Source organism: Bradyrhizobium sp. AZCC 1719, assembly GCF_036924525.1.
Classification (GTDB): domain Bacteria; phylum Pseudomonadota; class Alphaproteobacteria; order Rhizobiales; family Xanthobacteraceae; genus Bradyrhizobium.
In genome coordinates this window covers 2,057,386-2,075,791 of sequence record NZ_JAZHRU010000001.1, presented here as the reverse complement: position 1 = coordinate 2,075,791, position 18,406 = coordinate 2,057,386, and the positions used below count along the sequence as shown (strand labels likewise).

Below are 18,406 nucleotides of genomic sequence, written 5' to 3'. Positions count from 1 at the left end.
TCCACGCCGCACAAGGTGCGCTTACTTCGCTTCGCTCGCCTTGATTCCCGAGCTTTCAACGAGCTTGGCCACCCGCGTCAGATCGCTGGCGAACAGGCGCGCGTGCGCCTCGGGCGACAGCTCGTTTTCGGGAAACGGCAGAGTTCCAAGCTGCTTCAGCTTCTCCAGCAGGGGCGGGTCGGCCAGTGCCGCACGGAGCGCCGAATTCAGCGCGCCGACGGTTTCCTTGGGCGTGCCCTTCGCGACGTAGAGCCCATGCCACATCGAATAGCTGACCTCGGGCATGCCAAGCTCGGCGGTGGTCGGCACGTCCTTCAACTGTTCAAGCCGTTGCGGCGAGGTGATGGCGATGCCGTGCAGCGTTCCGGCCTGAATCTGCGGCAGCGCGTTGGTCACCTGATCCCACAAAAGATCGATCTGCCCCGCCAGCAGATCGGAGATGGCCGGTGCCGATCCGCGATAGGCTGCGACTGTGGGCTTGAAGCCGAGCACATTGCCCATCATCACGGCGCACAAATGACTGTTGGTCCCGAGGCCGCCATGCGCGAAGTTCGCCTTGTCGCGTTGCGCCTTGATCCAGTCCACAAAGTCCTTTGGTCCCGCGCCGGGGATCGACTTGCGGCCGATCAGAACCATCGGTGCGTTGTTGACGAGGCCGACCGGCTCAAACGCCGCTTTGGTATCGTAGCGCAGGTTGGTGAACAGGCTGGGCGCCGCAAGCAGCGCGACGTGATTGATGAGGATCGTGGTGCCGTCGGGCGCCGATCGAGCCACGCGATCATTGGCCAGCGCGCTGCCTCCTCCCACAACGTTCTCGATAATGACGGTCTGGCCGAGCGTGCGCGACATCCGCTCGCCGATCAGGCGCGCGACGGTGTCGGTGCCGCCGCCGGCCGCAAAGGGCACCACCAGCGTCACCGTCTTGGCGGACGATTGCGCGTGCGCCTGCGGCGAGAGTGCCGCAATCAGCAGGCCAAGGCCCGCGATTGCACGTCTGAAGGGCAAATTGATCACGACGGCGTCCTCCCAAGTCATTCTTTTTGTTGTCATGCCGCGTTGTCGCGGACGTGTGCTCGTTGGCAAAGCCACGCCGCAGCAACGGCCTGGCTTCACATGACCTCGGATCATGCTGATTGCGCTTCCGCAAATCAAATGGAAAGCGAACGTAGCTCACCGGCTGATCGGCGTGATACCATGTCCCCAAGGCGCGAGAATAGCATCGGGACGGATATGAAATGAGCGAGGCTGCATATGTTGCGGTCGATTGGGGCACGAGCAGTTTTCGGCTTTGGCTGGTCGGCCGGGCCGGCAACGTGCTGGGGGAGCGGCGCAGCCACGAAGGCATGATGGCGGCAGGCAAGCTTGGCTTCGCAACCGTACTGCAATCGCATCTAAAAGCCGTCGGTGCCGCGGATGGGTTGCCCGTTGTCATCTGCGGCATGGCCGGCGCGCGGCAGGGGTGGGTCGAAGCCGGCTATGTCGAGACGCCGGCGCGGCTTGCATCGATCCTGAAGCAGGCCGTCGTGGTGCCGGGACAGGACCGTGACATCCGCATCCTCCCGGGAATAGCACAACGAGACCCCAAGGCGCCGGACGTCATGCGGGGCGAGGAAACACAGTTGCTCGGCGCCTTGGGCGCGGACGCGGCTGACGACGCGCTCGTCTGCATGCCGGGCACCCATTCGAAATGGGTCACGGCGAGTAGAGGGACCGTCGAGCGCTTCGCCACGTTCATGACGGGCGAGCTGTTCGACGTCGTGTCGCGCGAAACGATCCTGTCCCACGCGGTGGCCGGCGCCGATGAAGCGGAAGATGTCGAGACATTCAAGTCAGCGGTCGTTGCCGCCTTTGAGGCGCCAGCGTTCGCTGCCAATCTGTTGTTCCAGGTGCGATCGGGTCAACTCCTCTACGGCGGCAAGCCATCCTCGGCCCGCGAAAAAATATCGGGCACGCTCATCGGTCTTGAACTGGCGGCGGGGCTCGCCGGCGAAGCTCCCAAGGAAGCTCCCAAGGCGGGCATCACGCTGGTGGCGTCAGGAAGGCTCCAGATGCTCTACCAATTGGCGTTTGACACGGTCTCCGTTCCTGTCCGATCAATCGGTGCCGAGGATGCGGTCCGGCGCGGCCTTGCAATGGCCGCTCACTCGATTTGGAACGTATGAAGGATCAGACGATGAGCGTTGTCCCATTTCCCCCGATGAAGCGTCCGCTGGTCGCAATCCTGCGCGGCGTGAGGCCCGAGGAGGGCAGAGGGTATCGTCAGCGTGCTGATCGAGAGCGGCATGACGGCGATCGAGATCCCGCTCAACTCGCCGGATCCATTCCGCTCAATCGAGATCGCCGTCAGGAAGGCACCCGCCGGAATCCTGGTTGGGGCCGGCACGGTCTTGACGCTAGACGATGTTGCCCGGCTCCACGACGTGGGCGGCCGGCTCCTCGTAACTCCCAATGTCGACCCCGAAATCATTGCCGGCGCCCGGGCGCGCGGCATGGTCACGATGCCCGGCGTCTTTAGTCCAACGGAGGCGCTGCTGGCCGCCAAGGCTGGCGCCTCGAGCCTCAAATTCTTCCCCGCGAGCGTGCTTGGCGCGGCGGGCATCACCGCGATCCGCGCCGTGCTTCCACCAGACCTGATGATCGCCGCCGTCGGCGGCGTCTCCGACAAGAACTTCGCGGATTACACGCGGGCCGGCATTCTGGCGTTCGGCCTCGGCAGCAGCCTCTACAAGCCCGGCATGACGGCAGCGGAAGTAGCCGCACGCGCCAGGACGACGATCGAGGCGTATGACATGGCTGTTCAACAGACGGGGTAGATCGGCGAGCGGTCCGACCCGCCCGTCGCTGCTTCGCAGCTATGGCGCGGCACCCGCGGGCGCTCGTCTATCCGCCCCCGGCAGAGACCGAGCTGGCGAAACGTGTGCCTATCTGTTTGTCGCCGTGGGATTGCTTTTCGCCTAATTGTGCATCGCAATCCTGACCGATCGCCGCGGCCATTCATCCGCTGGCACCCGGACGGCCGCTAAGCTAGCATCGGGATCATTTGAGTGGAGCGGTGGCGCGCACTCTTATAGGGAAGTCCAAGGCGGGCGCCGTCTGGGCATACTGCAATGGCCAACATTTCTGCTTCGCCAAAGCCCATGCCACCCCGCGGCTATTTGGCCGTCATCCGTGGCATCGACAAGTTCACGGAATTGACCGGGTACCTCTTCGTCCTCTCGATCATTCCCCTGATTTGCGCCAATGTGGTCGAGGTTTTTGCCCGCTACGTCCTGGGGGATCCCACGGTCTGGGCCCTGGATGTGACGACGATGTCCTACGCGACCTTGTTCATGCTGGGCTCGGCATTGGCGCTCCTGAAGGGCGCTCACATCCGCACCGATGTACTGTGGGAAGCATTCTCGGATCGCACGAAAGGCATGATCGACAGCCTGGCGTTTCTGCTGTTCTTCCTGCCGACAATGGTCGTGCTGTTCTTCCTCTCGATCGACGATTTCCTGTACTCGCTCTCGATCGACGAACGCGGAAGCTCCGGCGCGTGGACGCCGGTCCTGTGGCCGCTGCGCGGGGTGATTCCGCTGACGGCGTTCATGCTGTTCTTGCAAGGTATCTCGGAGCTGATGAAGAGCCTCTGGGCTTGGCGAACCGGCGCATTCTTGGCCAGGCACGAGAAGATCGAGGTCTGAAGAACCATGACCGCCGCCGAAGCTCTCGGAATTGCCATGCTCGTCGGTATGGTCCTCGTCATTTTCATCGGTTTTCCGATTTCCTTCACGCTGCTGTTTCTTGCCCTTGTGTTTGGTGCAATTGGCCTCGGGTGGGAGCAGACTTTCAATCTCGCCTACCTGCAAATCTGGGGCACGATGAAAGACGAAATCTTTCCCGCCGTGCCGCTGTTCATCTTCATGGGCTACATGACCGAACAGGCCGGACTCATGGAGCGGCTGTTCGTGGCTTTGCGCAGCGTTCTCGCGCCGGTGCGCGGATCGCTCTATTTAGCCGTGATTCTAACGGCGACTATTTTTGCGATGGCGACCGGCATCGTGGGCGCCGCGGTGACCGTGCTCGGCATCATGGCCGGATCGATGATGATCAAAACCGGCTATGACGCGCGGCTATCAGCGGGTGCAATCGCCGCCGGCGGTACGCTCGGCATTCTGGTCCCTCCGAGCGTAATGCTGGTAGTGATGGGCCCGGTCATGGGCGTGCCCGTCAATCTTCTTTATTCAGCGGCGTTCGGCCCGGGCTTTCTGCTCGCTGGCTCCTATATTGCCTATACGCTCGTCCGTAGCTTGATCAATCCGAAGCTCGGTCCAGCCATGACCATGGAGGAGCGCACAGCCACCTATGACGCGATGACGACGGAAAAGGTAGGCGCTCCTGTAGTCGGATTGGGCCTCGCGTGCCTGGTCGCATTGGCGTATCTGCTGCTCGATTTGTTGTTAAGCCAAGCGCGTGTACCGCGTCTGTCGTTTGCGATCGGGCCGTTTAGCCTATCGGCCATCGCTTCGGTGTTAGCGATTCTGACGGCTTACCCCTACTTCCGGAACGCCTACTTCCGCGCCATCATGCTCGGCGTTGCGCCTCTCAGCGCACTGATCGGATTTACCCTCGGAACCATCGTCGGTGGAATCGCCACACCGACCGAGGCAGCCTCGTGCGGGGCTTTCGGCGCTGTCCTCCTTGCATTCTTTTACGGCCGGCTCAGCATGCAATCGATCACCAACGCGGCCATCGGCACGATGGTGACTTCGGCCATGGTGCTGTTTCTGGCGGTGGCCTCGACGGTGTTCGGCGCTGTCTTCACCAAGCTGGGTACGGCGAACCTGATTACCAATTACCTGCTCGCCCTTCCGTTGAGTGACTGGTGGAAGCTGGCATTGATCATGGTGATCTTTTTCGTCCTCGGCTGGCCATTCGAATGGCCCGTGATCATCCTGGTCTTTCTTCCGATTGTTTTGCCGGTGGTCGAAAAGCTTCAGTTCGGTTTGAACAAGCTGGACCTGCTGATTTGGTTTGGCGCACTGACCGCCGTCAATATGCAGACGTCGTATTTGAGCCCGCCCGTTGCAATGTCGGCGTACTACCTGCGGAACGTCGTTCCGCAATGGAGCTTGGGCACAATTTACAGGGGCATGTCCGACTATATGGTGATTCAGGTCATAGTCCTGGCGCTGCTGCTGTTGTTCCCGCAAATCGCACTGTGGTTGCCGAACCTTGTCAGGTAAGCAGCGATTGGCTGCCCCATATCAAGAAGGGCGGCCGAGGCCGCCCTTTCCAGTTATGTCTTTCTTCGCGGAGCGTGGTCCAGAGGAATGGGTACCGGTTCTCCGAAAGATCATGCTCAATCAACTTAGAGCGCGATGGCGATTCAATCTAATCCCATCGCGTTCAAGGCTGCTTAACGGGCCAATAGTGGTCCGCCTGCAATGCGTAGGACGGGAACATGAAGCGCTTGGCTGGCACGACCTTTGAGGCATAGGCCTTCTGGGATTCGTAGACTTTCTTGAAGAACGGATTCTTCGCGGCCTCCGCCGCAGCAAATTCGTCCCAGGTTTTAAGGAAGGCCTGATTGACCTCAGGCGGCGTCGTCAGCAGCTTCACGCCGTGCTTCTCCGTAAACTCCGCGATCGCGTCCGCGTTTTGTCGCTGGAAGCTGGCCCACCAGCGCAGGAACGTCTCTGTTGTGGCCGACTTGATGGCCTCCTGGTTCTGCGGCGGCAGGCTGTCCCACACGTCCTTGTTGATCGCGATCTCGGCGACCGAGGCGCTCTCATGCATGCCGGGTGTATAGTGGTATTTCCAGACCGTATGCAGGCCGAGTCGCAGATCCTCGATGCCGCCGACCCACTCGGCACAATCGATCGTTCCGCGCTCTGCGGCGGGCAGGATCTCACCACCCGGCATGTTGACAACCGCCATTCCCATTTTGGCGTAAAGCTGGGAAACGATACCGGTCTGGCGGCACTTCATTCCCTTGAAGTCGGGCAGGTCCTTGATCGGACGCTTGAACCAGCCGAGCGCCTGCGGGCTCGGCGGAATGCTCGGAAACGCCACCAGATTAAGCTTGAGCTCCTTCTGATAGAACTCGTTCCACAGATCGAGGCCGCCGCCCTCGTAAACCCAGCCAATGAAGTCGACAGCATCCATGCCGAAGATGCCGGCCGGTGTATTGGCGAACAGCGTCGCGGTGACGCTCTTGCCGTACCACCAGTAGGAGATGCCATAGGCGCCGTCGATCACCTTCTTGTGCGTGGCATCCAGGATCTCGAACGGCGGAACGACCGCGCCGCCCGGCAGCGCCTCGATCTTGAGATTGCCGCCGGTTAGCTTGTCGACGCGCTCAGCAAAAAACTTGAGAGCATCGTGCGTGGTGGACGATGGCGGAACCGCCGATTGTATCTTGAGGACCCGAGGCTGTTGGGCGAGCGCTGTGCCCGCGAACGCCAAGGTGGCGGAGATTGCTGCGACCAGAGCGACTTTCCTAAGAGAACTCATTTTCATCGGACGTCTCCCTCCCTTTTGCTTTTGCTCCCTTTTGGCAGAGTGCGGGCGACCCAGGGGCGGCCAGCATACGAATAGCCTACAGCGGTGAGGTGCCGTCAGCCAGTGCGGCCCTTTGGCTTCGTAAGCCGCCAGTAAGATGAACCCGCAGGCCGTTAAAGCAGCCGTCCGGTCATCCCGGTTCGTGATTAGGCTAGACAGCCGCTTGCGGCGGCAAAAAGGGCCCTCTGGGCAGCGGCGAAGCTGTTCGAATAGATGGGCCGGACATTTTGAGGGCTGGCGGAGAGAGTGTCGGTCAATCCCCATTGAAAGACAAAGCATTTTCGACCTTCCTGGACCAAAACCCACGATTTGAGCAACAGCCTGAAGAGCGGTGCCGTCGCGCCGGGTCGCCGCGGCTCCACCAAAAATATTGAAAACAACCCCATGCAAAGTAGCCGGCGGCCGCCGCAACCGACGGTCTGGACCGAAAATTTGACACGTCGGGCAAATCAGCGGCACAATTTCACCATCACGAAATCCGCTAAACGACCACGGGCACGCAAACGGACTCTGTCTGTTGTGGCGTCAGACGTCCCCTGCCTGTGATCGGATGCTGCGTCGTGACAGCTTCTATCCGCGTGAGTACCTCGTTGAGGACGCGTCACCGACGCGAGTCGGAAGTGACCACCAAGTGAGAAAGGCCCACGCAGGCGGCTCGTCGCTTGCACGAGGGTGCAGAAACCGCGAAAATCCGGGCTGGTTTAGAAGTGTCAGGGAATCCCACACAGATGCAGTTTGATGACGTTATTCTCGGTCGCCGGAGTATCCGGGGTTACAAACCCGATCCGGTACCCAAGGCGCTGATTGCGGAAATCATTGGTTTGGCGATGCGCGCCCCGTCGTCGATGAACACCCAGCCCTGGAATTTCTACGTCATATCAGGCGAACCGCTGGATCGCATCCGCGCCGGCAACACCGAACGGATGGTGGCGGGCATCCCGCAGTCGCGCGAGTTTCGCACGGGCCAGCCCTTTGCAGGCAAGCACCGCGACCGGCAGGTCGGTGTCGCCAAGCAATTGTTCTCCGCGATGGGAATCGAGCGCGACAACAAGGACAAGCGCCAGGACTGGGTGCTGCGCGGCTTCCGCCAATTCGACGCGCCCGTCTGCGTGATCATTACCTATGACCGCGTGCTCGACGGCAGCGACGATACGCCCTTCGACTGCGGCGCCGTGGCGACTGCCCTGGTCAATGCCGCCTGGTCTCGTGGGCTCGGCGCCGTGATCAACAGCCAGGGCATCATGCAGTCCCCCGTGGTGCGCGAGCACGCAGGGATTGCCGACGATCAGGTCATCATGAAAAGTATCGCGCTGGGCTGGCCGGATGAAACTTTTCCGGCGAATGCGGTCGTGTCGGAGCGGAAGTCTGTCGAGGAAGCTACGGTGTTCGTCGGGTTTGAGAAGTAGCGGCGCGCGGGCGGAAGGGCTGGAGGTACAGCAGTGATCCGCGCCATGGTCCGACGTGCACTAGAGCGTTTCCCAGCGAAAGCCTGCCCCGGACTTGATCCGGGGTGGGTACCGGTTCGCGTCAAGAAAACGCGTCAAAACAAGAGGCGAGAGCCCCGTTCCGATTCAATCGGAACGGCTAAGGCTCTCGTGCTGGCGGCGGCTTTTGCCGCTGCCTTGACGCCGGTCACGTGCCTTGGCGAAAGCAGCAAGCCGTTGCCGGCCAAGGCGACACAGGAATTACCGGCCGAGCTGCTCGCGCTGCTCGAACAGAAGAAGATGCCAAAATATTCACCTATAGTCGTGCGTCTCTTCAAGGAAGAGGCGGAGCTCGAAGTCTGGAAACAGGACACGACCGGCCGTTTCCAGATCCTCAAGACCTATCCGATCTGCCGGTGGTCGGGCGATCTCGGGCCGAAGTTGTACGAGGGCGACCGACAGGCTCCGGAAGGGTTTTATACGATTACACCTGAGTTGATGAATCCCAACTCCAACTTCTATCTGTCGATCAACCTCGGCTACCCCAACAGCTTCGACAGGGCGAACAAGCGCAACGGCAGCTTCCTCATGATCCACGGCGACTGCTGGTCGAGCGGTTGCTATGCCATGACCGACGAACAGATCAGCGAAATCTATTCGCTGGCGCGCGACTCACTCAGCGGCCGGCCGTCGTTCCAGGTCCAGGCCTATCCGTTCCGCCTGACGCCGGCGAACCTGGCGCGGCATCGAAACAGTCCCAACCTGGCCTTCTGGAAAATGCTCAAGGTCGGCAACGATCATTTCGAGACGACGGGACGCGAACCCAAGGTGGATGTGTGCAACCGCCGCTATGTGTTCGATGCGCAACCTCTCCCGAATTCGCCGCACCCTCTCGTGTTCAACGCGATCGAAAAATGCCCGCCCTTCGTCGTAAACCCGGAAATCGCGCGGCGGGCATTGGAGAAGAGGCGCGCCGACGAGCTCGAATACGCGCGATTGCTTGAAGATAACGTGCCGGTTGCCCCGATCTACAGCGGACTTGACGGCGGAATGAACAAGGCTTTCCTCGCAAAATTTCCGGGCCGGGTGACGCTTGCGAAAGTGATGCCGTATGCATCCTACCTGCCGCAATTGCCGCCGATCCCCTGGATCGACCATTATGGCTCGTTGACGAGCAAATGGTTTGGTACGTCGTTCTCCAAACCGATTGTGTGTGATGCGGCCCGTGCCGGCTTCCCATCGAGCCAGTGCTGAAGATTTGTCCGACGTCAGCGTCGCGCTGGCCGAATGACACGTTTCCAGCGAATGCGGTGGTGTCGGAGCGAAGGTCTATCGGGGGGCTACTGTGTTCGTGGGTCTGATAGTTAGGCGGTGTCCATTACCGCGCCATTGTTCTTAGTTCATGATAGGAGCCCGGCCGGTCGGTACCGGCCCTGTGAAACTAGAAATCAAAAGCATGTCGCGGCGTGTTCCGTCGCAAAGCGTTCTTCTCGTCTGTCCTGCTATTGTCGCTATTTTGGATGTGCTTTGGAAGGCCAGCTTGGTTGGCTACCTTTCGCCATTTCCGGCGATATTCTGCACTTGTGTAAGGCCACGCGTTTATTTCGCACAAAATGACCGGCCCGGTTTTCGGCAGATCAGCACGCGTGATCGCGGCGGGCGACACGCGAACCAAAGTCGCCAGTTCTTGCAGCACCATGGGCATTGACTTTAGATTCACTTCACGCTGCCTTTGCCCGCTGCTACCCGTGCGATGTAAAACAAGGTCCTGATCAATATCTTCCCATCGAAGGCCGCGAATCCACTTCTTTTTCTGTTTTTCTCTAGGATGCTGCATGACTACATCTGAATCTCCGGGTTCAGACATGGGCACCCATTCGCCGATAACTTGCTTGGCGTTGAGCCGAAGATCAAATTGCAGAGACTGAGCCAAGGCAAGATAGGGCCATCCCCTCTCATGTGCGCTTTTCCTGATAGCAATCGCGTGATCGGCTAACATTGTGGTTAGGCGCGGTTTGGGCTTCTCGAAGCGCATTTCTCTTAGCGCGGCCAAAAGCCGCGCGCATTCCGCGTCCTCCAAGAAAATCGCACCAAATCGGAATACATCACGAAGGCGGCTTATCAATGCGTGCGCAATCGCGACCTTATCGTCACCCTGCCATTCTCGATGCCAGGAAACCAATGCGCGGACTCTGATTGTTGGAAGCGCGACATTGCCATGTTCACGAACGATCCGCGTTAGCAACCGAGCGCGGCGAGTCCGAACGGCGAAGCTCAGATCGGCATAAGGCGAAGCTGAATCGTCTTTGTATTGCTGGATCAGCCGACTAAGTCTCATAGCGCGTTGCTCATGAGGTCGCCAGAACAAGGGCGATGATTGTAACGACAGCCACAATGCCAACTATGCCTTGTGCGTGTATTTCAGTGCCTAGAAATCTTATACAGAGTCGCTGGTGGTTATTCATAGCCAACACGTCCGTTTGTTTGAGTGAGCGCGAAACGAATTGGACGCGGATATCGACAACCGGCAATAGCGACGATCAAAGAATTAAAAATCCACAACGATATCAACAAGATCGAAAATTTCTTACGCCTTGCGCGGACTCGAGAAGAGACCGCTGGACTGACTCGCTGTTTCGCAAGTGATTGATTGCTCGATGCAATTGCTGTCCGACCTGAGTCGCTGGATGGCGGACGGATGACGGACGGATTTTTATCTTTTGAGGATCAATAGCTTAACGTGTATTCAGCGCTCTTTCCGGCGGAGCGCTGGGCCAAAAGTCTTCCGACCCGCTTCCAACCTCTTCCAACGCTTTGCAACGGGGTGTTCGCTCTCCCCCTTATACCCCCTGTCCAACGGCTAAGACGGATAGAAGATCGTATAGCCCAGCGCGGCGGCTAGTATGGCGTGCAGTCAGCGCGAGATTTCATTTCTCCGGCAAAAACGGCCTCATCTGGCCAACCAACCATTCAAAGTCGCGGCCGATGAAATTGTCATTTCGTTCCTCTCGCTGTTTGCGGATACCGCTTTCGAGGATGTCCCAGCTTCGCGTGATCGCAATACACCAGCCGTCGAAGTATTCGAGCGGAAGCAATCCTCTGCGAATCATCGTTCCGACCGTTTCAAACGATCGAGTCACGCGTTCCGATGTATCCAGCTGTTGTTGTGTCCACTGCCAGCGCGGCGCTTGGAATGCGACTGACTGTTGCGCGATGAACTCCCTGTCCCTAACAATATCAACATTATCCACGATATCGACCGCAACTTTGAACGATTGCGCCCAAATTGTTTTGTTGAGCGCTTGTTGTGCAGCGTCCTGCGCGTCCGCCGTTCGTTTCATTTCCGCGCGCGTGTCTCGCAACTCTTGCCGTTGAAGCGCTAGTTCTTGCCGCTGTAGAAGGATTGCGAAGATCACGCCAGCAAAGGCTAGACCAGAAAACAGCGCGTTGATGCTCCCAAACAGGTCGCCCACCTGCCCACGCTCGGCCCAGTCTTTGAGCGGGAGTAAACCAATAATTGCAGGTGTAGCCGCCCAGAGCGCCACGACGGCCAAGAGCGTCCAAATTATAGCTTTGCGTGAAATATCCATTTGACCCTGCCAGCCAGCGTCCTGAACCGGCGCAATTAACGCAAACCCGAATAGGATTGCCAACGCCTTTCGGCACCAAATGGCCCCTTCACCAGACTCAAGACGATAGGAAGGCCGCCTATGCAGTCAGCGCGCAGGCGGCAGAAACTCCGGCCTGCGCCTCTCTACGGCCCGCGCTGCCGCTCATAGCGCGCTATCCGGCGCGGACCTTCCCATAGCTCTACCGGCGCGTCGGTGGCCAGCTTGCGGGCGCGTGCCTTGGCATCATCTTCGCCGCCGTGAAGTGCAGTGGCGGTGATGACATGGCCTGCGCGTGTCAGCTTGAATGCGCGGTAGTCGGGCATGGGGGCTGCTCATGATCGCGCTCGGCTTCCGTTGCGTCGCGCTTCTTTCGCCTTTCTCCGCTGCATCGAATTCCAAATCATAACCTTCCGGCCAACTTGACTACCAACGCCAATCGAAATGAACGGAATTGGATACCACCACCATTTCACACGCCATGTTGGCAATTCGTCCGATGGTGGCGGCGGTGGCCTTGATGTTTGCGCCCTAAACTCATCCACGTCTCATATTTACAATAGGATAAGGAAGGCATGGGACGCACTGGGCATTGAGCGGCCCGAGACATAGGTGACGAAACGTACCGGACACATGGGTTACACTTTCCGCTTTTGTTCTGCGGGAGGTGTGGATGCCGTGGAAAGCGAGTTCGGTAATGGAAGAGCGCCTTCGCTTTGTCGCCCGGCTTCTGGACGGGGAAGCCATGACCGAGGTCTGCCGGGAGTTCGGCATATCCCGCAAGACCGGCTACAAGATTTTCGATCGCTACAAGGAGCACGGGCTCGAGGCGTTGAGCGACCGCTCCAGGCGGCCGGTCCGTTTTGCCAACCAGCTCCCGCAACAGGCCGAGATCCTGATTGTCCGGCTGAAGAGCGAGAAGCCACACTGGGGCGCTCGCAAGATTCGCGAACTGCTGGTGCGTCGCCTCGACGGCGACATCAAGGTTCCCGCCAAAAGCACCATTCACGCGGTGCTCGACCGCCACGGCCTGGTCAAGCGCGGCGGCGGGCCGCGCCACCGTGCGCGCGGCACGCCGCTGTCGCAGGGCACGCTTCCCAATGACCTGTGGTGCGCCGACTTCAAGGGCGAACAGCCCGCAGCAGCAGGAGCGCTTCGATGCCTTCCTCCGCGAGTTCAACGGCGAACGTCCGCACGAGGCGCTCGACATGAAGTGCCCTGCCGAGCTCTACATCGCATCAGCATGCACCTATGCCGGTCTGCCGGTCCTGAGCTATCCGTTCCACGATCGCGACGTCATGGTCACGGCCTGTGGCCGCCTCTGCCTGCATCGTAAGAGGATCAACATCTCAACCGTGTTGGCCGGCCAGAAGCTCGGCATCAAGGAAGTCGACGAAGGCATTTGGCTCGTCAGCTTCATGCACTATGATTTGGGATACTTCGACCTGGAGCAGAAAACCCTGCAACCCCTCGACAACCCGTTCGGCTCGAGGTTGTCACCTAAGTCTTAGGTACGATCCGTTACCTATGTGTCCGGGCCGGAAACATTGCATGTGGCGGAGAGAGTGGGATTCGAACCCACGGTGCGGTGACGCGTTTCCAGCCACAAAACCCCTGAGACACCGAATTGTATCATGCCCCGGCTATCGCTAGATTGTGGTAGGCAGGAGAATGTCATGACGGAATTGGTTTTTGTCGACAAGTACTTCATGCAAAGGTTGGACCGTTGGACCACCGACGTAACACCGCATGCAAAGGAGGAGATGGTCCACGATGCTCTGTTTGCGATAGACGAAGCGCTCGTTGCCACAATCGCGCATATGAAGGCGCAGCGCGACAAGGCGAGGCCGAAAACCACAAGAGACCAACTCGCGAGGCTCTGGCAGACAGCAAGTCGCGCGCTAAGTCGTCTCGATCACGACTTTGCAGAGATGTGCCAGTACAAAGCCCTTGGCTGGGTCGATAAAAAGCAGTGGGAGCGCGCTGATCAACTAGGGATAGATACAAGCATAGAGTCAGTGCAGCAGTTACGGGACCGACTAACTCGAACGCTGTCACTCGCCGACAACTATGCTTCAGAGAGTGCAGTCCCCCCGAAACCGGAAGATGAGAAGAGCCCTTGGTATAAAACGACTACAGGCATCCAATTCGCCGCACTGCTTGTTACGGTCGTGACTGGCTTGTGCGTAGGCGGCTGGAACCTTTACATCCACCTCGACAAAAAATGGGAGGCGGAAGCAGCTGTACTCGCTACAAAGAAAGCCGCTGATGACGCGGCTAAGAAGGCGGACGAGGAGAAAAAGAGACCTGCTCAAGCAGCACAGAACCCAGCACCAACTGCAACACTTGTGCGCCTTTGTTATGGAGAAAAACCAGCCGAGTGTTTGAAGAGATTTCCGGGGATTGCGTTTGACGGACACATCCCCTGCTATCAAACGGATATCAAACTCGCCGAGATCTGCAAAACGCACTCAGACGTGAAGACTACCCCGCAGCCTGGCATTCCGGGCAACATGTGCGGATACAACATAACAACGGCGATGTGCGTCAAGAAGTAGGTTGCTTTTTCCTCTCCCTGCGTTGACCCGCCCCGTTCACAACATAGGGCTTCCAGCTGTACTCCGCTTTTACTAGACGAAACTCGCGATCTACGTCCGCCTGGCTATAGAACGCCTCTGTCATGTAAATCACAGCGTAGAACGAACGCCAGTCGTCGCGACCAGTATATCCCTTCATGTCGGCATAAATCCCATCCAATGCGGACCTTGCCTCCTCGGCAGTAGTGCAGAACTTGACCTCGACCGCAGCCATGAGTGCTGCCACCCCGATGTCGGGCTTGTACGACTTCAATTGCTTTTCGATCGTAGGAACGCGCACCTCCCCTGGAAATGCAAATTGCAATACTTCTCGAATTTGCTTGGTTATTTCCGTTTCGTTTGCAGGAGTGAGGCCACGCGATTTCATGATCTTCGCGGCGCTTTGCAAAATATTTTCAAACACGCCTAAGCCGTGATGTCACGCCCCTCGGTCATGACCCGCAAGGAGTCAAAATAGCTTCGCGCTATTTGCAACGGAGGTGAATAGAACGTCGGAGCTTCTGGTTCCAGGGACGTATCCCCGATGCTTTTGATCTTCTTACGAGCTTTAGCAATTTTCTTCGCCAGGATTGGAAGGCTCTAGTCGCTCGGCCAAGATTGCCACGTCGCGAAACGCCTTCTCAACATAGCGGCACAACAGCTCCTGTTGCTCCGCGTAGTCATCCGGGGTATCGATTGCTTCCTCGGCGGTTTGAGGGACGTTCCTATATAGGAAATCGAGCACCTTCTGGGCATCGTGGAAGGTATCGGTCAACGAGACAGTCAATAGCTGCTCTTCCAACGCCACCTCTTATACCTCCTGTAAATTCATAAACACGGATAGTACCAGCACGCTCTACGATGGCCGGCTTGTTTTTGACCCACCTTACGGTGGGGCGCGCCTCGAAGCATACCGGTATGAACTACTTGGCTTTTCGGTGATGTCTGATGAGGCGGCCAATGGCGGAGAGAGTGGGATTCGAACCCACGGTACGGTTTCCCGCACACACGCTTTCCAAGCGTGCGCCTTAAGCCACTCGGCCATCTCTCCGGAGGCCCTCTCTTGAAGGGGCAGCGCTGATTTTGCAAGGGACGCCGGGCACAGCCGTCAAAATTTCCCCAATTCCTTGAATTCATTTGGCAATTTGGCGCGCTCAGCGTCGGATGATGCGTGCTTTCCTGGCCCTTGAACCGGAATCCGGCCACGATCGACGACCACAGTGGCAACGCAATCGGTGGAGGACGGCATGATCATCGCGCGGGGGCTTCTGTTCGCTATCCTTTTATCGGCGTGTGCAGGCGCCGCGGCGGGTCCGGCGATGGCGCAGGCCTGCACGCGTCAGGGCGTGGATGTAAGCTGCGATGACGGCCGGCGCGGCATCTTCGCGGGCGACGCCATCGTGTGGGCCGACGGCTCGCGATCGAGACTGGCCTCGCCGCATCCGAGCGTCATCATCGGCAACAAATCGTCCGTCGTCATCGGCCCCGGCGTGTTCGCCGGCTCAGGCAAGGGCGGCATGGTGCCGATGGAAAATCCGAGCGCGCCGAACAAGGCGCGCTGTCCGGTGCTCGACGGCGTGTCGTATTGCTATTAGACGCGATCATCTGGATTGCCAGTGCCCGTCTCCGCCCCTCATGGTGAGGAGCGCGAAGCGCGTCTCGAACCATGAGGCCACAGACGGGCCTCATCCTTCGAGACGCGGCGAAGGCGCCGCTCCTCAGGACGAGGGGAAATAGCTTGCAGACTCTAATGATACCGCGCGTTGTTGTTGCTGGCGGAACGAAGCGGCCATAGCGGGGGCTCCGCCAGGACAGGCGCCAGTTCGCTACGGTCGAGCTGGCTTTCGCGCAGCGCGTCGGTGAAGTCGGCGAACCACTGCTGGATAGTATGGCCGCGCAGCTTCGCCATCATCGCCTCCCAGCGCATCCGCCGCTCGGTTAGCGGCATCGACAGCGCGATCGCAATGGTGCGCGCCATGCCGTCGATGTCGTGCGGATTGACCAATAGCGCAGTGTCGAGTTCGTTGGCGGCGCCGGCGAATTTCGACAGCACGAGCACGCCGGGGTCGACCGGGTTTTGCGCGGCGACATATTCCTTGGCGACGAGATTCATGCCGTCCTGCAGCGGCGTGACCACGCCGACCTGCGCAGTGCGATAGAGGCCGGCGAGCACGGCCTGGCCGTAGCCCTTGTTGAGATAACGGATCGGCGTCCAGTCGACTTCACCGTGAACGCCGTTGACGTCGCTGACCAACCTTGCGACCTCGCTCTGCAGATTGCCGTAGGCCTCGATCGCGCCGCGCGACGGCGTTGCGATCTGCAGCAACGACACCGTGCGCGCCAGTGACGGATGCAAGGTCCACATCCGGTCGAACGCCTTGATGCGGTTGATCAGGCCCTTGGAATAATCCAGCCGGTCGACGCCGATCGCGAGCTTCTCGCCATTCAGGCTGCGCCGCAGCCGCGAGACATCCGGATGGGTCGACGCCTTCGTTGCCAACTGCGCGAATAGCTGGGGATCGATGCCGATCGGAAATACCGCAGCGCGCGTTCGGCCGTAGCGCGAAATGATGACGCCGTCATGCACGACGAGGCCGAGGTCGGACTGCGCGTAAGCCAGGAAGTTCTCGCAGTCCTCCTCAGTCTGGAAGCCGATCAAATCATAGGCCAGCATCGCCTCGACCAGCTCGCGATGGTGCGGCACGCCCCCGATCACCGAACGGGCCGGCCACGGCGTATGGAGGAAGAAGCCGATCGGCTCGGTGACGCGGAGATCGCGCAGTTCGGCGCCGAGCGCGAGGAAATGGTAGTCCTGAATCCAGAACGCCGAATCCGCTTTTCGGAATCGCAACAGCGCGCGCGCCATGAAGGCGTTCACTTCGCGATAGCTGAGATAGTCCTCATGTGACGCGCGGATCAGATCGGCGCGCGAATGCAGTGCCGGCCATAATGCGGAATTCGCGAAACCTTCGTAATAGCCGCCGTAATGCGCGGCCGGCAGGTCCAGCATCGCCAGTGCGCCGGCGCCAAGCGCTTCGATCTCGGCAAATGGTTCCTTCAGGTTCCCGTCGCGAACCCGGCCGCTGGAACCAACCCAGATAGCGCCCGATTTCTCGACGATCGGCAATAACGCCGCAGCGAGTCCCCCCGTCATGGGTTCGTTGGGTTTTCCGCGCGAAACGCGGTTAGAAACGACGACGAGGTTCACAGGTCCCCTCCCGTTGGTACGCTCGCGTTAACAACCGTTCATCAATATGGTTCCTGATCACCCTTTCAACGAATTGAAACCAAATTCGGGCTGCAGCGTGCAGGAACTCACCGGAACTCACGAAAAATAAAATTTGCCGCGAACCTCGGCGTGAAGCGCGAGAATCTATGTTCGAAACTCGACGGGACGAAAGACATTATGGCAGAGATGCGTCCCTTTCGTCATCAAGCAGGTGTGTAAGGAATTCCCTGACGTCGCTGGGCGCATCGAAATGCCCGGCCACGCCTTTGGCACGGCGGCCGACGGAGAAGGCCAGGCCATCGAGGTCGGGCATGATCGCAAAGACGCTCTCGTCGGTAACGTCGTCGCCGATGAAGAACGGACGGCGCCCCTTGAACGGCTCGCGCGTCATCAATTCGCGCACGCCGCTCGCCTTGGTGAAGCCGGAGTGCTTGATCTCGCAGACACATTTGCCAGGCAACACTTCGATCGGCGCATTGGGCAGATCGGCCCTGATCAGCGACACCGCGGCATAGATCGCCTTTTCGGCATGCGGCGCGAGGCGATAGTGCAGCGCCAGCGAATAGCCCTTGTCCTCCAGCAATATTCCCGGGCTCAATTTTGCGATCGCTGCCAGCCGGCGCTTCAACTCCTTGTCCATCGGCGGGGCGTGCGCGGCTACCGCCTCGCTGTCCGGCTCGATCCGCATTTCAGCGCCGTGGCCGCCGACGGCCGGGAATTGATCGGGCGCGAAAATCAGGTCGATATCGTTGAGCGAGCGGCCGCTGACCAGCGCCAGCGCGCCGTTGGTCCTGACCAGCAGGCGGTTCAATGTCTTCGCCAGCCCCGGCGGCACCCAGACTTCGCGCGGCGTCGGCATCAGATCGAGCAGCGTGCCGTCAATGTCGAGCAGAATGGCGGACTCGCTTAAGTGCGGCACCATCGAGCGTGGCACCGGAACTGTTTCCAGCGCGGCATCGTCTTCGCGGGCGATATCGTCTTCCAATGACATTTCGGCCAGATCCTGATTCATGTCGTCCATCTCAT

At 59.4% G+C, this 18,406-nt stretch carries 16 protein-coding genes, 1 tRNA gene and 2 pseudogenes; 9 read left to right on the top strand and 10 right to left on the bottom strand.

Annotated features, from left to right (window positions below):
- Window positions 1–21: 21 nt before the first annotated feature.
- Window positions 22–1,014: a Bug family tripartite tricarboxylate transporter substrate binding protein gene (locus V1292_RS09875; RefSeq protein ID WP_334372147.1), complete on the bottom strand. Its 993-nt coding sequence runs from the start codon at window positions 1,012–1,014 to the stop codon at window positions 22–24.
- Between the two features lie 221 nt (window positions 1,015–1,235).
- On the opposite strand from V1292_RS09875, the gene V1292_RS09870 reads away from it, so the two are divergent.
- The 4 genes and pseudogenes from V1292_RS09870 (at window position 1,236) to V1292_RS09855 (ending at window position 5,225) form a co-directional block, all read left to right on the top strand.
- On the top strand, window positions 1,236–2,162 hold the full coding sequence (locus V1292_RS09870; RefSeq protein ID WP_334372145.1) for a 2-dehydro-3-deoxygalactonokinase: 927 nt from the start codon (window positions 1,236–1,238) through the stop codon (window positions 2,160–2,162).
- A gap of 11 nt (window positions 2,163–2,173) precedes the next feature.
- Window positions 2,174–2,813: pseudogene (locus V1292_RS09865) on the top strand (2-dehydro-3-deoxy-6-phosphogalactonate aldolase).
- Window positions 2,814–3,107: 294 nt separating this feature from the next.
- Complete coding sequence (locus V1292_RS09860; protein WP_334372143.1) at window positions 3,108–3,683, top strand: TRAP transporter small permease subunit; 576 nt, start codon at window positions 3,108–3,110, stop codon at window positions 3,681–3,683.
- Window positions 3,684–3,689: 6 nt separating this feature from the next.
- The gene (locus V1292_RS09855) at window positions 3,690–5,225 is read left to right on the top strand and encodes a TRAP transporter large permease (RefSeq protein ID WP_334372141.1); all 1,536 of its coding nucleotides are present in this window, start codon (window positions 3,690–3,692) and stop codon (window positions 5,223–5,225) included.
- A 163-nt stretch (window positions 5,226–5,388) separates the two neighbouring features.
- Here the strand turns inward: V1292_RS09855 and V1292_RS09850 are convergent, their stop codons facing one another.
- A complete protein-coding gene (locus V1292_RS09850) occupies window positions 5,389–6,501 on the bottom strand; it encodes a TRAP transporter substrate-binding protein (RefSeq protein ID WP_334372139.1) in 1,113 nt (370 codons plus the stop codon).
- A 770-nt stretch (window positions 6,502–7,271) separates the two neighbouring features.
- Here V1292_RS09850 and V1292_RS09845 point away from each other — a divergent pair.
- Complete coding sequence (locus tag V1292_RS09845) at window positions 7,272–7,949, top strand: nitroreductase (RefSeq protein ID WP_065732051.1); 678 nt, start codon at window positions 7,272–7,274, stop codon at window positions 7,947–7,949.
- Between the two features lie 189 nt (window positions 7,950–8,138).
- On the top strand, window positions 8,139–9,221 hold the full coding sequence (locus V1292_RS09840) for a murein L,D-transpeptidase family protein (RefSeq protein WP_334372135.1): 1,083 nt from the start codon (window positions 8,139–8,141) through the stop codon (window positions 9,219–9,221).
- A gap of 187 nt (window positions 9,222–9,408) precedes the next feature.
- On the opposite strand, the gene V1292_RS09835 is transcribed toward V1292_RS09840, so the two are convergent.
- From V1292_RS09835 to V1292_RS09825, 3 genes are all read right to left on the bottom strand, one after another.
- Window positions 9,409–10,305 carry a hypothetical protein gene (locus V1292_RS09835; protein ID WP_334372133.1) on the bottom strand — a complete coding sequence of 299 codons (897 nt, stop codon included), beginning with the start codon at window positions 10,303–10,305 and terminating at the stop codon, window positions 9,409–9,411.
- Between the two features lie 589 nt (window positions 10,306–10,894).
- Entirely contained in the window at window positions 10,895–11,557 is a 663-nt protein-coding gene (locus V1292_RS09830; protein ID WP_334372131.1) for a DUF4760 domain-containing protein, read from the bottom strand.
- Window positions 11,558–11,721: 164 nt separating this feature from the next.
- On the bottom strand, window positions 11,722–11,901 hold the full coding sequence (locus V1292_RS09825) for a hypothetical protein (RefSeq protein WP_334372130.1): 180 nt from the start codon (window positions 11,899–11,901) through the stop codon (window positions 11,722–11,724).
- 347 nt (window positions 11,902–12,248) lie between these two features.
- Between V1292_RS09825 and V1292_RS09820 the strand changes: the two are divergent.
- Together V1292_RS09820 and V1292_RS09815 are read left to right on the top strand one after the other, a co-directional pair.
- Window positions 12,249–13,086, top strand: a pseudogene (locus V1292_RS09820) (helix-turn-helix domain-containing protein).
- A gap of 165 nt (window positions 13,087–13,251) precedes the next feature.
- Complete coding sequence (locus V1292_RS09815) at window positions 13,252–14,133, top strand: hypothetical protein (RefSeq protein ID WP_334372128.1); 882 nt, start codon at window positions 13,252–13,254, stop codon at window positions 14,131–14,133.
- Here the strand turns inward: V1292_RS09815 and V1292_RS09810 are convergent.
- The 3 genes from V1292_RS09810 to V1292_RS09800 form a co-directional block, all read right to left on the bottom strand.
- Entirely contained in the window at window positions 14,123–14,575 is a 453-nt protein-coding gene (locus V1292_RS09810; RefSeq protein WP_334372126.1) for a hypothetical protein, read from the bottom strand. The two genes, V1292_RS09815 and V1292_RS09810, sit on opposite strands and share 11 nt — an antisense overlap.
- Window positions 14,576–14,719: 144 nt before the next feature.
- Window positions 14,720–14,959, bottom strand: coding sequence for a hypothetical protein (locus V1292_RS09805; protein ID WP_334372125.1), 240 nt, complete (start codon window positions 14,957–14,959; stop codon window positions 14,720–14,722).
- A 153-nt stretch (window positions 14,960–15,112) separates the two neighbouring features.
- A tRNA-Ser gene (locus V1292_RS09800) sits at window positions 15,113–15,202 on the bottom strand.
- A gap of 196 nt (window positions 15,203–15,398) precedes the next feature.
- Between V1292_RS09800 and V1292_RS09795 the strand changes: the two genes are divergently transcribed.
- On the top strand, window positions 15,399–15,746 hold the full coding sequence (locus tag V1292_RS09795) for a hypothetical protein (protein WP_442895509.1): 348 nt from the start codon (window positions 15,399–15,401) through the stop codon (window positions 15,744–15,746).
- Window positions 15,747–15,898: 152 nt separating this feature from the next.
- Here the strand turns inward: V1292_RS09795 and V1292_RS09790 are convergent, their stop codons facing one another.
- Window positions 15,899–17,359, bottom strand: coding sequence for a trehalose-6-phosphate synthase (locus tag V1292_RS09790; protein ID WP_334372123.1), 1,461 nt, complete (start codon window positions 17,357–17,359; stop codon window positions 15,899–15,901).
- 196 nt (window positions 17,360–17,555) lie between these two features.
- A complete protein-coding gene (gene otsB / locus V1292_RS09785) occupies window positions 17,556–18,392 on the bottom strand; it encodes a trehalose-phosphatase (protein WP_334369061.1) in 837 nt (278 codons plus the stop codon).
- Window positions 18,393–18,406: the final 14 nt, after the last annotated feature.

Excerpts from the sequence above, each read along its gene's own strand:
- V1292_RS09855 (WP_334372141.1), top strand. The coding sequence starts at position 3,690 with ATGACCGCCGCCGAAGCTCTCGGAATTGCCATGCTCGTCGGTATGGTC.
- otsB (WP_334369061.1), bottom strand. The coding sequence starts at position 18,392 with ATGAATCAGGATCTGGCCGAAATGTCATTGGAAGACGATATCGCCCGC.
- V1292_RS09795 (WP_442895509.1), top strand. The coding sequence starts at position 15,399 with ATGATCATCGCGCGGGGGCTTCTGTTCGCTATCCTTTTATCGGCGTGT.
- V1292_RS09850 (WP_334372139.1), bottom strand. The coding sequence starts at position 6,501 with ATGAAAATGAGTTCTCTTAGGAAAGTCGCTCTGGTCGCAGCAATCTCC.
- V1292_RS09825 (WP_334372130.1), bottom strand. The coding sequence starts at position 11,901 with ATGCCCGACTACCGCGCATTCAAGCTGACACGCGCAGGCCATGTCATC.
- V1292_RS09870 (WP_334372145.1), top strand. The coding sequence starts at position 1,236 with ATGAGCGAGGCTGCATATGTTGCGGTCGATTGGGGCACGAGCAGTTTT.
- V1292_RS09830 (WP_334372131.1), bottom strand. The coding sequence starts at position 11,557 with ATGGATATTTCACGCAAAGCTATAATTTGGACGCTCTTGGCCGTCGTG.
- V1292_RS09815 (WP_334372128.1), top strand. The coding sequence starts at position 13,252 with ATGACGGAATTGGTTTTTGTCGACAAGTACTTCATGCAAAGGTTGGAC.
- V1292_RS09860 (WP_334372143.1), top strand. The coding sequence starts at position 3,108 with ATGGCCAACATTTCTGCTTCGCCAAAGCCCATGCCACCCCGCGGCTAT.
- V1292_RS09835 (WP_334372133.1), bottom strand. The coding sequence starts at position 10,305 with ATGAGACTTAGTCGGCTGATCCAGCAATACAAAGACGATTCAGCTTCG.
- V1292_RS09845 (WP_065732051.1), top strand. The coding sequence starts at position 7,272 with ATGCAGTTTGATGACGTTATTCTCGGTCGCCGGAGTATCCGGGGTTAC.